Below are 14,254 nucleotides of genomic sequence, written 5' to 3' on the forward strand. Positions count from 1 at the left end.
CAGGCTACACCGCGCGCACAGTCAATAGGCCCTGTTCATCTTAAGGAGTCCTGCATGAGCAATTTCTCATCCCTGGCAGACGGCATCGCCCTGCGGCCGGCCAAGCCGAGCGACGAACCGTTTTTGCAGGGGTTGTATCAATCCAGCCGGGCGGATCTGCAATGGATCGATGGCGAAGCCGAACTGATCGACACCGTAGTCGCCAGCCAATACCAGGTACAGCAGGCGGGGATGGGTAACCAGTATCCCAATGCCATGCATTTGATTGTCGAAAAAACCGGTTCGGCGATTGGCGCCGTGACGGTTGATTTTGGCCATAACGAGGTACGCCTGATCTATCTCGCCCTGATTCCCGCTGCGCGCGGGCGGGGTTACGGCAAGGTCGTCCTGCAGGCTGTGCAGCTTGCGGCGCAACAAGTCGCCAGCCCGGTTGCGGTTGTGGTTTGGCGCAACAATTTGCAGGCCAGGCGGCTGTACCTGGAACTGGGATTCCGCGTCGAGGAAACCCAACCGGTGGCCGACCGCCTGGTGTGGTATCCCTCGGTTGCGTTCAGTTGAACAGTATCTGGAAGTAGTGTTGCTTGGGATCGCGATCCAGCGCCGCTTCACGCAACACCATCAAATGCGATACCTGGCCCAGTTGCGGCAGTTCCACCGTGCAGCCGCCGTCCATGAAGCCGGTCGGTTGCACGGCGGTCAGCCCCACCGAAAACGGCACGCGCGCTTCCGCTGCGGCGCTGGGCATACGCGCGTTGGGTTTCAAGTTGACCGAGTCCACCCGTAGCAGCAGTTTTTCACCGCTGTCCGTGACGAACTCACAGACCTGGCCTTGCAGTTGGCGAAAATGATCCGCGCTGATCAGATCCAGCATTTTTATGGTTCCTTCAGGTGTGGTAGTGGCGGCGCGAAAAGCCGCCGCCGGTATAACGTGAAAGTGAGTCGGCTTAGTCGCGCGAAGGGAACAGGCCTAGAATGGCAATACTGAAATTCAGTGCCAGGTAGGGGTTCATGATGTCCATGGGTTGGTTGCCGCCAGCCAAACCGGCCTGTGCGCCACCCATGTTGACGGGGGTGGACAACGCATCCGACCAGATCGCCGCGGCGACCGGACCGCCTGGGCTGGAGGCGGCGAGATACTGATTGCTTTCGCTGGGGGTGACGGCGGGATTGGATGGCACTCCACCAACTTGTACCTGCACCGCGTGGGTATGCGCCGGCATCTGGTTGCTGGTAAGCGCCCTCGACGGGGAGCCTGATGCCTTGCCGATACTGTAGTCCGGCAAGCCCGTGCCTTGGCCCATGCCGATGGGCATCCGTCCCTGCAGGTTGGGCAAGCCGAAGGTGCTTCGGCCGTCGCCGCCATAGATGGTGCCCAGCAGCGCGAACATCGCAGAGTTCTGGGGGATGGACATGATTTGGCCGTTGCACAGCGCCCAGTTTCGTGGAGCGAAGTTGAAGGCGAAGGGTTGAATAGTGCCGATAAATACTTCCATGAAGGCTACTCCTGGTTCCTGGATGGTCGACCCGCATCAGAGGGACGGCTTATTCAGCAGACGGTTTGCTGAGCACGCTGAAGAGCTGCTCGGAAAGTTGTAGTCGAAAAAATCCAGAAGTAAATGCTCGGTTATGTCTAGCTTGTTCGTTGACAGGCAGACCGTTGGCGCCGCAGGCCGGTCTTTTAGGGGTCATCGCTGGGCTTCGCCGCCCAGACTCCGCAGGCGTACGGCGCCTAAAGCAAGGGGCCAGGACGGCGCTATCGGGTGTTCTGCATAGGCAAGGCGAGCAGCCCTTCGGTCCCCAACCACTGCAGCAGCCGCTCGACGTTTTCCGCCACGCTGCAGGTTTCACAATCGAGTATCAGTGCTGGGGACTGCGGCGACTCGTAAGGGGCGGAAACACCGGTGAAACTGGCAATTTTGCCGGCCCTGGCACGCGCATAATGGCCCTTGGGGTCCCGCCGCTCGCAGATATGCAGCTCGGCTCGGCACCAGACCTCGCGGTAATCGGCGCCCAGTCGTTCGGCCAGCAGGAGTCGATGTCGGGCCAAGGGCGCGATCATCGCCATAGGCACGATCACACCCGCCTCCACCAACAGGACAGCCACTTCTGCGGCGCGGCGCAGATTCTCCTCACGTTCGCTTTCGCTGAAGCCCAGGCCGTGGTTGAGCCCTGAGCGCAGGTGGTCGCCATCGAGCACCAGGCACTGCGCGCCTAGGGCGAACAGGCGCGCATCCAGGGCGCGGGCCAAGGTCGACTTGCCAGCAGCGGGCAACCCCGTCAACAGGATGGCGACTCCGCGATGACCATGGCGTGCTTCACGCTGTTCGCGGTCGGGGGGCGTAAGCATTCCATCCTGTGACATAAAAAAGTCTCGCGTAAGGGGCTGACTGCAATCGGGCTCGCAGGTCCGCAGGTCCGCAGGTTTCTTCTTAAAAGGAACTTATCTCTGTGTGCTGGTAAGAATCAAACGTTGCAGCTAAGGTAAAAGCGATTAAGGATTGGGCAACGAGGGATATGTAGTGCCGAAGTTTCATTTCATCTCAGGTTTACCTCGTTCAGGATCCACGTTGTTATCTGCGCTTTTGCTGCAGAATCCGCGGTTTCACGCCGGCATGACCAGCCCGGTAGGCAGCCTGTTCTCCTCGATGCTGGACCAATTCAGTGCCGGTAGCGAGTTCGGCCCCATGCTCACCCAGGAACAGCGCAAGCGACTGCTGGCCGGGTTGTTCAGCAACTATTACGCCGAACAGGCCGGTAAAGACATCGTTTTCGACACCAACCGGCAATGGTGCGCCAAGCTCCCCGCACTACTCGATCTGTTCCCGTCCACCAAGGTTATTGCCTGCGTGCGCAATGTCGCTTGGGTGATGGACAGCCTTGAGCGGCTTTATCGCGCTAATCCCTATGAGAACACCAAGCTTTTCGCCGATGACGTTGAGCGGAATACCGTCTACAGCCGGGTCGATACCCTGGCCCAGCGTAACCGCTTGGTCGGCTTCGCTTGGGCCGCGCTGAAGGAAGCCTATTACGGTGAACATGCTAGCTCATTGCTGCTCGTTGACTATGATTTGCTGACGCAGGCACCCGAGAAGGTGCTGCGCTTGGTGTACGACTTTATCGAGGCTCCGTGGTATCAGCACGATTTCGACAATGTGCACTACGATGCCCCTGAGTTCGACCAGGCACTGGGGGTTTCGGGCTTGCATCGAGTGCGTCCTAAGGTTGCCGCACAAACCAGGCGAACCATTCTGCCGCCCGATCTGTTCCAGCAGTATTCTGCGTTATCGTTCTGGAACGACGGTACGGGTAGCACTGCGAGCGTAATACGGACCAAATCCGAGGAGTTCAGCGCAGCGCGTTGAGACAACAAGAACAACCGTTGCGGCGCCTCAGGGCACTTGCAAGGAGGCGATCATGTGGTGGAGTAAAAGCAGTAATCCATGCCCAAAAAAAGCTGGCGAGAAACTCTCGGCGCAACGACCTTCGCTGATTCAATCGCTTGAACCGCGAATGATGTTCGATGGTGCGATGGTCGTCGACGCGGCGGCGGTAGCCGTCGACGCCAGCGCCATGTCATCGACTGATTCAAACGACGCGAACACCGACAGTAACCAGACGCTTGCCGATCAAGTCAGTCTGGCTGTGGCCAGCCAGCCTGGCGAACGCAAGGATGTGGTATTCGTTGATACGCGCCTGCCCGACTACCAGCAGATTGCCGCAGCGGTCTCCCCCGCTGCCGAAGTCATTCTGATCGACAGTCAAGGCAACGGTGTGCAACAGATCGCCAATGCCCTGGCTGGGCGTACTGATATTGATGCCATCCATATCGTTTCTCACGGCGACGATGGCGTGCTGCTGTTGGGCAATGCCGCGTTGCATGGCGGCAACATAGACGCCTATGCCGTCCAGCTGAGCGAAATAGGCGCGGCACTGAAAGCCGACGGCGATATTCTGCTGTATGGCTGCGATGTCGCGGCCGGTAGCACAGGTGAGGCGTTCGTCGCGGCTATCGCTGGGGCAACCGGTGCCGACGTCAGCGCCTCCAATGACACCACCGGCAGCAGCAGCCGTGGTGGCGACTGGGACCTGGAAATAGCTGTAGGCGACGTGGCCGCTAGCGCGGTGTTTGATATCGCCAGCTTGCAGACCTACAACTATGACCTCGCCACATTTTCGGTCAGCACCATTGGTGAGCTGCGTACCGCATTGTCAACCTCCGCATCCAACGGCGTCGCCGATACCATCACCTTCCTTGGCAATATCAGCGCCACCGGCATTGGCGACATGATCACCAGTGTGACCGACGGACAACGTACGTTTATTGATATCAATATTACCGACGGCCAGAACTTGGCCATTGTTGGTGGCGGCTTTAGCGTTGATGCCAACTATTTCGGCCGGGTGTTAGAAGTGCGCGCGGGTACGGCGTCCATCTCCGATTTGACGCTCCGTGAGGGGTTGGTATCCGGTAATGGCAGCGATACTGGCGATCCTGCCGTGGCGGCTGGCGAAGCACTGGGTGGCGCCATACGCAATGCCGGAACCTTGACCCTGAGCGGCGTGACCGTGACCTCGAGTGGTGCTGCTGGTGGTGGTGGCGGCGGTGGCAACGCGAATGCAGGACTGGGCGGCAGTGGCGGCGGTGGTGGCGGCGGCGGCTTGGCGGGCATTGGTGGCGGCAATGGTGGCAATGCCAGTCTCAATACCGGCGGTGCCGGCGGTTCCGGTACCGGTGGTGTGGGCGGTGGTGGCGTCGGCTACCTGAGGGGCGGTGGCGGTTCGACTGCTGGTGGTACCGGTGCTAGCGGGGGCGCTGGTTATGCAGGTGGCGGAACGGGTGGGTCGGCCAACAATGGCACGCTCTCCATCGGTGGCGGCGGCGGCGGCGCTGGTTATGACGCGAGCGGTGGCAGGGGTGGCAATGCCGTTGGCGCAATCTACAACGCGGGCACGTTAACCATTCTGTCGTCCACGGTTTCCAATAACGTAGGCGCCGCTGGTGGTGGTGGTGGCGGCGGCTACACGGGTCAGCCGGGTGCTGGCGGCGCCGGTGGCCGCGGGGTGGGGGGAATCTGGAATGCCGCGGGCGCAACCCTCAATCTCGATTCCACCAGCAATTCTAACCTAGCGACCAATACGGGCGGCGGGGGAAGCGGGGGCTTGGCCCCAGGCCCTGGCTCAGACGGGACAGCCGGCGGGGCCACTACCAATATCTACAACCTGGGGACGCTCGATACCAACTTCATTGCCCCGCCCAGCATTACCAGCGCCACCTACAATGCCGCGACCGGCGTGCTGGTGGTGACCGGTGCCAACATGACCACCGGTGATACCATCGACGCAAGCACCCTTACGCTGACCGGTGAAGGCGGGGCAACCTATACGCTTACCGATAGCAGCGACGTGACGGCTAGCAGCGCCACCAGCTTTTCCATCACCCTGAGCGCCACCGACCGTGCCGCGCTCAACCAGATCGTCAACAAGAACGGCACCAGCTCCACCGGCGGCACAACCTTCAACCTCGCCGCCGCAGATGATTGGGATACCAACGTTACCAGTGGCGACACCTCGGATGCGAGCAACGGCGTAACCGTTAGCAACGTCGCGGTACCCACCATCACCAGCGCCACTTACAACGCATCGACCGGCACCTTGGTGGTGACCGGCACCGGGTTGCTGTCCAGTAGCGGAGCCAGCAACGATATCGACGCCAGCAAGTTCACCCTCACCGGCGAGGGCGGCGCGACCTACACGCTGACCGACACGGCCGATGTCGAGATCACCTCCGGCACCAGCTTCACCTTGACCCTGAGCGCGACCGACAAAGCCGCGCTCAACCAGATCGTCAACAAGATCGGCACCAGCTCCACTAGCGCCACGACCTACAACCTGGCGGCTGCCGAAGACTGGGCCGCGGGGGCCGATGCGGCCGTGACCGTGACCGATCTGACCGGCAACGGGATGACCGCCAGCAACGTCGCGATCCCCGCCATAACCAACGCCACCTATGACGCCAGCACCGGTACCCTGGTCGTCGCCGGCAGCGGGTTCCTGTCGGCCAGCGGCGCCGCCAACGACATCGTCGCCAACAAGTTCTCTATCAGAGGTGAAGGTGGCACGTTCTATACGCTGACCGACACGGCCAACGTCGAGATCACCTCGGGCACGTCGTTCACCCTGACGCTCAGCGCCACCGACAAGGCCGGCGTCAACCTGATCGTCAACAAGAACGGCGGCCTTTCGACCGACATCTCGAGCTACCGCTTCACCGCGGCCGAAGACTGGGCAGCCGGAGCGGACGCTGCACTGACTGTGGCAGACAGTCTCAATCCATTCACTGCAAGCAACGTGGCTATCCCCACGATCACCAGTGCCACCTACGACGCCAGCACCGGGGTGCTGGCCGTCACCGGCACCGGGTTGCTGTCCAGGCAGGGCGCCACTAACGACATCGTCGCCAACAAGTTCTCTATCAGAGGTGAAGGCGGCACGTTCTATACGCTGACCGACACGGCCAATGTCGAGGTCACCTCGGGCACGTCGTTTACCCTGACGCTCAGCGCCACCGACAAGGCCGGCGTCAACCTGATCGTCAACAAGAACGGCAGCCTTTCGACCGACATCTCGAGCTACCGCTTCACCGCGGCAGATGACTGGGCAGCGGGGGCGGATGCCGCACTGAACGTGGCAGACAGCCTCAGTCCATTCACTGCAAGCAACGTAGCCATCCCCGCGATCACCAGCGCCACCTACGACGCCAGCACCGGTACCCTGGCCGTCACCGGCACCGGGTTCCTGTCCAGGCAGGGTGCCACTAACGACATCGTCGCCAACAAGTTCACCTTCACCGGCGAAGGCTGGTCGACCTACACGCTGACCGACACGGCCAATGTCGAGGTCACCTCCGGCACCGCGTTCACCCTGACCCTGAGCGCCACCGACCGCGCGGGCGTCAACCAGCTCACCAACAAGAACGGCACCAGTTCGACCGGCGCCACCACCTACAACCTGGCGGCCGCCGAAGACTGGGCAGCGGGCGCCGACGCAGCCGTGAATGTGGTCGACACGACCGGCAACGGCGTGACCGTCAGCAACGTCGCGGTCCCCACCATCACCAGCGCCACCTATGACGCCAGCACCGGCACATTGGTGGTGACCGGCAACGGGTTGCTGTCGGCCAGCGGCGCCGCCAACGACATCGTCGCCAACAAGTTCTCTATCAGAGGTGAAGGTGGCACGTTCTATACGCTGACCGACACGGCCAACGTCGAGATCACCTCGGGCACGTCGTTCACCCTGACGCTCAGCGCCACCGACAAGGCCGGCGTCAACCTGATCGTCAACAAGAACGGCGGCCTTTCGACCGACATCTCGAGCTACCGCTTCACCGCGGCAGAAGACTGGGCAGCCGGAGCGGACGCTGCACTGACTGTGGCAGACAGTCTCAATCCATTCACTGCAAGCAACGTGGCTATCCCCACGATCACCAGCGCCACCTACGACGCCAGCACCGGGGTGCTGGCCGTCACCGGCACCGGGTTGCTGTCCAGGCAGGGCGCCACTAACGACATCGTCGCCAACAAGTTCACCCTCACTGGCGAGGGCGGCGCGACCTACACGCTGACCGACACGGCCAATGTCGAGGTCACCTCCGGCACCGCGTTCACCCTGACCCTGAGCGCGACCGACAAGGCCGGCGTCAACCTGATCGTCAACAAGAACGGCAGCCTTTCGACCGGCGCCACCACCTACAACCTGGCGGCGGCTGAAGACTGGGCAGCGGGCGCCGATGCAGCGGTGAATGTGGTCGACGCGACCGGCAACGGCGTCACCGTCAGCAACGTCGCGGTCCCAACCATCACCAGCGCCACCTACGACGCCAGCACCGGCACATTGGTGGTGACCGGCAGCGGGTTCCTGTCGGTCAGCGGCGCGACCAATGACATCGTCGCCAATAAATTCACCCTCACCGGCGAAGGCGGCGCGACCTACACACTGACCGACACGGCCAATGTCGAGATCACCTCCGGCACCGCGTTCACCCTGACCCTGAGCGCCACCGACCGCGCCGCGCTCAACCAGATCGCCAACAAGATCGGTACCAGTTCCACTAGCGCCACCACTTACAACCTGGCGGCAGCCGAAGACTGGGCAGCGGGCGCCGATGCGGCCGTGACCGTGGCCGATCTGACCGGCAACGGCGTGACCGCCAGCAACGTCGCGGTCCCCACTATCACCAGCGCCACCTACGACGCCAGCACCGGCACATTGGTGGTGACCGGAACCGGGTTGCTGTCCAGTAGCGGTGCCAGCAACGATATCGACGCCAGCAAGTTCACCCTCACCGGCGAGGGCGGCACGACCTACACGCTGGCCGACACGGCCGATGTTGAGATCACCTCCGGCGCCAGCTTCACCCTGACCCTGAGCGCGACCGACAAAGCCGCGCTCAACCAGATCGTCAACAAGATCGGCACCAGCTCCACCAACGCCACCAGCTACAACCTGGCGGCGGCCGAAGACTGGGCAGCGGGCGCCGATGCGGCCGTGACCGTGGCCGATCTGACCGGCAACGGGGTTACCGTCAGCAACGTCGCGGTCCCGACCATTACCAGCGCCACCTACGACGCCAGCACCGGCACGGTGGTGGTGACCGGCACCGGGTTGCTGTCCAGTAGCGGTGCCAGCAACGATATTGTCGCCAACAAGTTCACCTTCACCGGTGAGGGTGGCGCGACCTATACCCTGACCGATACCAGCAATGTCGAGATCGTCTCCGGCAGCAGCTTTATCCTCACCCTGAGTGCAACCGACAAGGCGGCTTTGCTGGCGGTCATCAATAAGGATGGCGGCAGCTCCACGGACTCGACGACCTACAACCTGGCCGCTGCTGAAGATTGGGCCGCCGGCGCCGATGCGGCTGCAACCGTGGCCGATCTGACCGGCAACGGCATCACTGCCAGCAATACCAATGCGGCGCCCAGCATCAACAATCTGGCCGGTGATAACCCGAATTATACCGAGGACGGTAGCGCCGTATTCCTCGACACCGGAACTGCCGTGGTCATAACCGACAGCGATTCGGCGGATTTCAACGGCGGCAATCTGACCGTGTCGATCACGGCCAACAAACAGGCCAGTGAGGATGTTTTGGCCATCGATACCAGCGGTGCGGTGGCACTGTCAGCTGGGATGACTGTGGGCAGCAGCCTGTCCGTCGGCGGTGTAACCATCGGCACCATTGCCGCAGGGGGCACGGGTTCGGGTAGCGACAACCTGATCGTGACGTTCAACAGCAACGCCACAGCCGCCCGGGTTACCACCTTGGTTCAGGCGCTCACTTACGGCAACAGCGATACTACCGAGCCGAATACCAGCGCTCGCACTGTGAACATCAGCGTCAGCGACGGCGATGGTGCGAGCAGTTCGGTTGATACCACCGTAGGCGTCACCGGCGTCAACGATGCGCCGACGCTTTCGGCTACCGGAGGCACTCCGACTTATACCGAGAACGGCGCCGCGGTCGATCTGTTCAGCGGCGTGAGCATTGGCACCATCGAAGCTGGTCAGACCATCACCGGCTTGACCCTGACGGTCAGCAATCTGGCCGATGGCGCCAGCGAAATATTCAGTGTCGATGGCACCGATATAGCACTGACCAACGGCACCAGCGGCACCACCACGGGCGGCAACGCCATCGATTACAGCGTCAGCGTGACCGGCAGTACCGCCACCGTCACCCTAAGTGTGGCCGGAGGCTTGAGCAGCGCGGCGGCGCAGACCCTGGTCGATGGCATGGGTTACCGCAATGCCAGTGAAGCGCCCGTCACCACCAGCCGTGTGGTGACACTCACCAGCATTACCGATAACGGCGGCACCAGTAACGGAGGTGTGGACAGTGGCGCCGTCTCGATCGCCGCCACCGTTGCGGTGACCAGCGTCAACGATGCACCGGTCATCACTGCACCGGGTTCCATCGGCGTGACTGAGGATGTCGCCAGCGCGTTGACCGGCATCAGCTTCGCCGATGTTGATGCCGCCAGCGGCACGGTAACTGCTACTTTCTCCGTCGGCTCGGGAAGCCTTTCTGCCACCAGTGGCGGCAGTGTGACTGTCGCCGGGAGCGGTACCGCTAGCGTGACCCTGACGGGCTCGATTGCCGACATCAACGCCTTTGTTGCGGCTAGCAGCCTGGGCTTCACCACGGCCGGAAACGCCACCGGCGATGTCACCCTGACGGTCGCTATCGATGATGGCGGCAACAGCGGCACTGGCGGCAATCTCAACGACAACGAGATTGTCACGTTGCTGGTGACGGCCGTCAACGATGCTCCAGTCAATGGCGTGCCCGGCGCCCAGGCGGTCGATCAGGACGCCGCACTGATCTTCAGCGGCGGCAACGGCAATCTGATTTCCATCGGCGATGTCGACGCGGGCGGCGGCACCCTGCGTGTGACCCTGAGCGGCAGCAATGGCCTGATCACGCTGCCCGACACCACCGGCTTGAGCTTTATCGTTGGCAGCGGCGCCAACGATGGCGCTATGACCTTCGAAGGCACCATTGCCGACATCAACGCGGCGCTGAATGGGCTGATCTTCTCTCCCACCCCGGGCTACAACGGCGCGGCCAGTTTGCAGGTCGTTACTAGCGACCTTGGACTGAGCGGTAGCGGCGGCACCCAGACCGATAGCGACACCATCGCCATCACGGTCAACAGCATCAATCCGGAAATCACCTCGGTCAACGTGACCAATCCGGACGGCAGCTACAAGATCGGCGACAGCATTGCGGTTACGGTCACCCTCGACCAGGCGGTGACCGTGGATACCGCCGGCGGCTCGCCCACGTTGCTGCTGGAAACCGGCAGCACCGACCGATTGGCCACTTACATGTCCGGCTCCGGCAGCGATACCCTGACCTTCAGCTACACGGTGCAGGCAGGCGACCTCAGCGCCGATCTCGATTACCAATCCACTGGCGCCCTGGCTCTGAACGGCGCGACCATTCGCAACGTCACCAGTGACGATGCGATTATCGCCTTGCCAACCACTGGTGGCGTCGACTCCATCGCCGGCCAGCACGATCTGGTCATCGACGGCGTGGCTCCGAGCGTAAGCTCAGTGTCGGTGCCGGCCAACGGCACTTACGTGGCGGGGCAGAACCTCGATTTCACCGTCAATTTCAGCGAGACGGTGATAGTTGACAGCAGCAGCGGTACGCCGCGTATCGCCGTGGCCCTGGATACAGGAGGCACCGTCTTCGCCGACTACTTAGCCGGTTCCGGCAGCAATGCCCTCAGCTTCCGCCTGAGCGTCGTCAGCGGCCAACTCGACAGCAACGGCATCAGCGTCGGCGCCAACATCGACAGTAACGGCGGCACCCTGCGCGATGCGGTGGGTAACGACACCAACAGCACCCTGAACGGCATCGGCGCCACCAGCAACGTGCGGGTAGATGCCGTCGACCCGGTGGTGACCTCGGTCAGCGTGCCGGCAAGCGCCGCCTATAACGCTGGCGATGTAATGAGCTTTACCGTCAATGCCAGCGAGGCGGTGTTCGTCGACACTGCCGGCGGCACGCCGCGCCTAGCCTTGGATATCGGCGGCGTGAGCCGTTACGCCAACTATGTTTCCGGCTCCGGCAGTACAGCACTGGTGTTCCAGTACAGCGTGCAGGCCGGCGACACCGACATCGACGGCATCGCACTGAGCAGCAGCCTGGATCTGAATGGCGCCACTGCCCGTGATGGTGTGGGCAACAACCTGGTGCTGACACTGAATGGCGCCGGCAGCAGTACCGGGGTGATCGTCGATACCACGGCTCCGCTCGCAGAAAACCTGGTACGCCTAGACCCTTCACCCACGTCAGCGAACACCGTACGCTTCATCCTCACTTTCAACGAAGCCGTTTCCGGTGTAGACGCCAATGACTTTTCGCTGACCAGCACCGGCAATGCGCTCGGCACTATCCAATCCGTGCAACAGATCGATGGCCGAACCTACCAGATCACCGTCGGCGATATTGCTGGCAATGGTTCACTGGGCGTCAGCTTGAATGCCACTGGCAGCGGTATTGCCGATGCTGCCGGCAACGCATTGACCACGAGCATTATCGGGGAGGACTATCTGATCGCCAGCACCACTGGCGATCCAGAGTTCAAGTCCAGTCCAACCGTGACTTATATGCTGCCGCCGAGCCCAGCGCCATCGCCTGTGCCTCCGCCGCTGCCCTCCCCCCTGACAGACTCGCCTTTGTTGCCTACACCGCTGTTCGAACAACCGACTCTGGGGAGCGGTATTCCGACTCTGGGCAACATCTTCATCAATAACGGTGCACTGGCTCCAAGCTTCCTCGCTCAGGTTTTTGCCAGCAATTCCGGCGATGCCGCTGGCAACGGTTCTGGTGTCGGTTTCCTCGGCTTCGGCGGTGGTGATGGCGGCGTATTCGGCGCCAGCACCCTGTCGAATATCTTCGGTGTCGACTCGCTACCCGACTCGACACCGCTGAATATTTTCGATGACCCACAATGGGACGAAGATGGCAGCCAAATGCCACAGGGTGTGTTGGGCGCACCTACGCTGGGCCAGCAACTCCAGGACATGCGCAGCACTGAGCAGCGCCAGCTATATGAGCTTGCCCTGGCGCTTGACCAGTTCGAAGGCGCTAAGCCAAAAGCCTGAGCCACACGATGAGTACATTAAAAAAAGATGGATTGTGCCGTGACTAGGGGGCGGCCAAGGATGAATAAAAGCCAAAAAATGTTCGGCGTCAGCCTGTTGGCGCTGGCTATCAGCGGTTGCGCCGTGACCAGCCAGCCGATCGATCGCAGTATCAGCGAGCAGCGTGCCAAAAACGACCTGCTCAACATGTTCAAGGACCAAGAGCCCCTCGCAGGTACATTGACACTGCACGAAGCCATGGCACGCGCAGTGAAATACAACCTCGAGGCGCGCCTAAAGGTCATGGAAGAGGCCTTGGCCGAGCATCAGATTGACCTGGCCAGCTTCGACATGCTGCCGCGCATGGCGGCTTCGGCCGGCTACGTCGGGCGTAGTAACGTCAGTGCCTCCAGCAGCCAGAGCGTCAACACCGGCACTCAGTCGCTGGAACCCTCCACCTCCCAGGACCGCGACCGCGACGTGGCGGACCTGACCATGGTCTGGAACATACTGGACTTCGGGGTCAGCTATGTCAGCGCCAAACAGCAGGCCGACCAGCGCTTGATCGTGCAGGAGCGCCGACGCAAGGTGATCCATACCATCACCCAGGATGTGCGCTCCGCTTACTGGCGTGCGGTAGCTGCAGATCGGCTGCTGGGTAAAATCGACACCTTGATGACCCGCGTCGACCAAGCCCGTGACAACAGCCGCAGCATGAGCGAGCAGCGTATCGGCGACCCGATCCAAGCACTCAACTATCAGCGCGCCCTGATCGAGGCGACCCGTCAACTGGAACAGCAGCGCCGCGCGCTTTCGCTGGCCAAGACCGAACTGGCGACCCTGATCAACCTGCCGTTGGGCACGTCGTTTACTCTCATCTCACCGGATGATTACGAGATACCGGAACTCAAGGTAGAACTCGCCAGCTTAGAGCAGCAAGCGCTGGTCAACCGCCCGGAGTTGCGCGAACAGGATTACCAGTCACGCATCAGCGCGGCGGAAACGCGCAAGGCGATGTTGCGCCTGCTACCAGGCCTCGAGTTCTCGGCGGGCGGCCATTACGACAGCAACTCTTTTCTGGTCAACCAGAGCTGGGCCGACTATGGCGTTAAAGTGACTTGGAACCTGTTCAACGTGCTCTCTGCCCCAGCGGCCATCAATGTCGCCAAGGCAGGTGAGGATGTAGCGACGGCAAGGCGCCAGGCGATGTCCATCGCGGTGCTCGCCCAGCTCTACGTGGCCAATGCCAACTTCAACGAGGCGCAACGCCAGTTCCGGACCAGCCAAGAACTGGCGAGTCTGGACAGGCAGATCGTCGAGCAATTGCGCAACCGCTACCAGGCGCAGGGAATTGGTGAGCTTGAGCTGATCCAGGGCGAGTTGAATACCCTGCAAGCCGACCTGCGGCGCGACCTCTCCTACGCCGAAATGCGCAATGCTTATGGCCAGTTGTACTCCAGCGCCGGTCTGGACCCGCTGCCACGCGAGTTGCCATCGACCGAGTTGAAGGTCATCGCCCAGGCATTTGCCGACAGTGACACACGCTGGCAGCAAGGCAATCTGGCACCCAGCGAGTAACACCGCTGGCGCCTGA

The 14,254-nt window shown here is 61.8% G+C and carries 7 protein-coding genes; 4 read left to right on the forward strand and 3 right to left on the reverse strand.

What is annotated here, in order from left to right; genetic code table 11:
• The first annotated feature begins 54 nt into the window (after positions 1–54).
• On the forward strand, positions 55–558 hold the full coding sequence (locus LJY18_RS15935; RefSeq protein ID WP_238042785.1) for a GNAT family N-acetyltransferase: 504 nt from the start codon (positions 55–57) through the stop codon (positions 556–558).
• On the opposite strand, the gene LJY18_RS15940 is transcribed toward LJY18_RS15935, so the two are convergent.
• The 3 genes from LJY18_RS15940 to cysC form a co-directional block, all read right to left on the reverse strand.
• The gene (locus LJY18_RS15940; protein ID WP_238042786.1) at positions 551–871 is read right to left on the reverse strand and encodes a hypothetical protein; all 321 of its coding nucleotides are present in this window, start codon (positions 869–871) and stop codon (positions 551–553) included. The two genes, LJY18_RS15935 and LJY18_RS15940, sit on opposite strands and share 8 nt — an antisense overlap.
• A gap of 73 nt (positions 872–944) precedes the next feature.
• Entirely contained in the window at positions 945–1,493 is a 549-nt protein-coding gene (locus tag LJY18_RS15945; RefSeq protein ID WP_238042787.1) for a phage tail protein, read from the reverse strand.
• 260 nt (positions 1,494–1,753) lie between these two features.
• Positions 1,754–2,347 (reverse strand): adenylyl-sulfate kinase, encoded by a 594-nt coding sequence (gene cysC / locus LJY18_RS15950; RefSeq protein ID WP_238042788.1) that lies wholly within the window; start codon positions 2,345–2,347, stop codon positions 1,754–1,756.
• A 172-nt stretch (positions 2,348–2,519) separates the two neighbouring features.
• Between cysC and LJY18_RS15955 the strand changes: the two genes are divergently transcribed.
• From LJY18_RS15955 to LJY18_RS15965, 3 genes are read left to right on the forward strand one after another with little or no spacing between them, the layout of a single operon-like run.
• Positions 2,520–3,362: a sulfotransferase family protein gene (locus LJY18_RS15955; protein ID WP_238042789.1), complete on the forward strand. Its 843-nt coding sequence runs from the start codon at positions 2,520–2,522 to the stop codon at positions 3,360–3,362.
• A 52-nt stretch (positions 3,363–3,414) separates the two neighbouring features.
• A complete protein-coding gene (locus tag LJY18_RS15960; RefSeq protein ID WP_238043057.1) occupies positions 3,415–12,681 on the forward strand; it encodes a DUF4347 domain-containing protein in 9,267 nt (3,088 codons plus the stop codon).
• Between the two features lie 60 nt (positions 12,682–12,741).
• Positions 12,742–14,238 (forward strand): TolC family protein, encoded by a 1,497-nt coding sequence (locus LJY18_RS15965; protein ID WP_238042790.1) that lies wholly within the window; start codon positions 12,742–12,744, stop codon positions 14,236–14,238.
• Positions 14,239–14,254: the final 16 nt, after the last annotated feature.

The sequence above is a fragment of the Pseudomonas sp. MMS21 TM103 genome, from assembly GCF_022132145.1.
In the GTDB taxonomy this organism is placed as follows: Bacteria; Pseudomonadota; Gammaproteobacteria; order Pseudomonadales; family Pseudomonadaceae; genus Aquipseudomonas.

Bases quoted from the DNA above. Each gene is read 5' to 3' on its own strand.
- LJY18_RS15935 (WP_238042785.1), top strand. From the start codon at position 55: ATGAGCAATTTCTCATCCCTGGCAGACGGCATCGCCCTGCGGCCGGCC.
- LJY18_RS15940 (WP_238042786.1), bottom strand. From the start codon at position 871: ATGCTGGATCTGATCAGCGCGGATCATTTTCGCCAACTGCAAGGCCAG.
- LJY18_RS15945 (WP_238042787.1), bottom strand. From the start codon at position 1,493: ATGGAAGTATTTATCGGCACTATTCAACCCTTCGCCTTCAACTTCGCT.
- cysC (WP_238042788.1), bottom strand. From the start codon at position 2,347: ATGCTTACGCCCCCCGACCGCGAACAGCGTGAAGCACGCCATGGTCAT.
- LJY18_RS15960 (WP_238043057.1), top strand. From the start codon at position 3,415: ATGTGGTGGAGTAAAAGCAGTAATCCATGCCCAAAAAAAGCTGGCGAG.
- LJY18_RS15965 (WP_238042790.1), top strand. From the start codon at position 12,742: ATGAATAAAAGCCAAAAAATGTTCGGCGTCAGCCTGTTGGCGCTGGCT.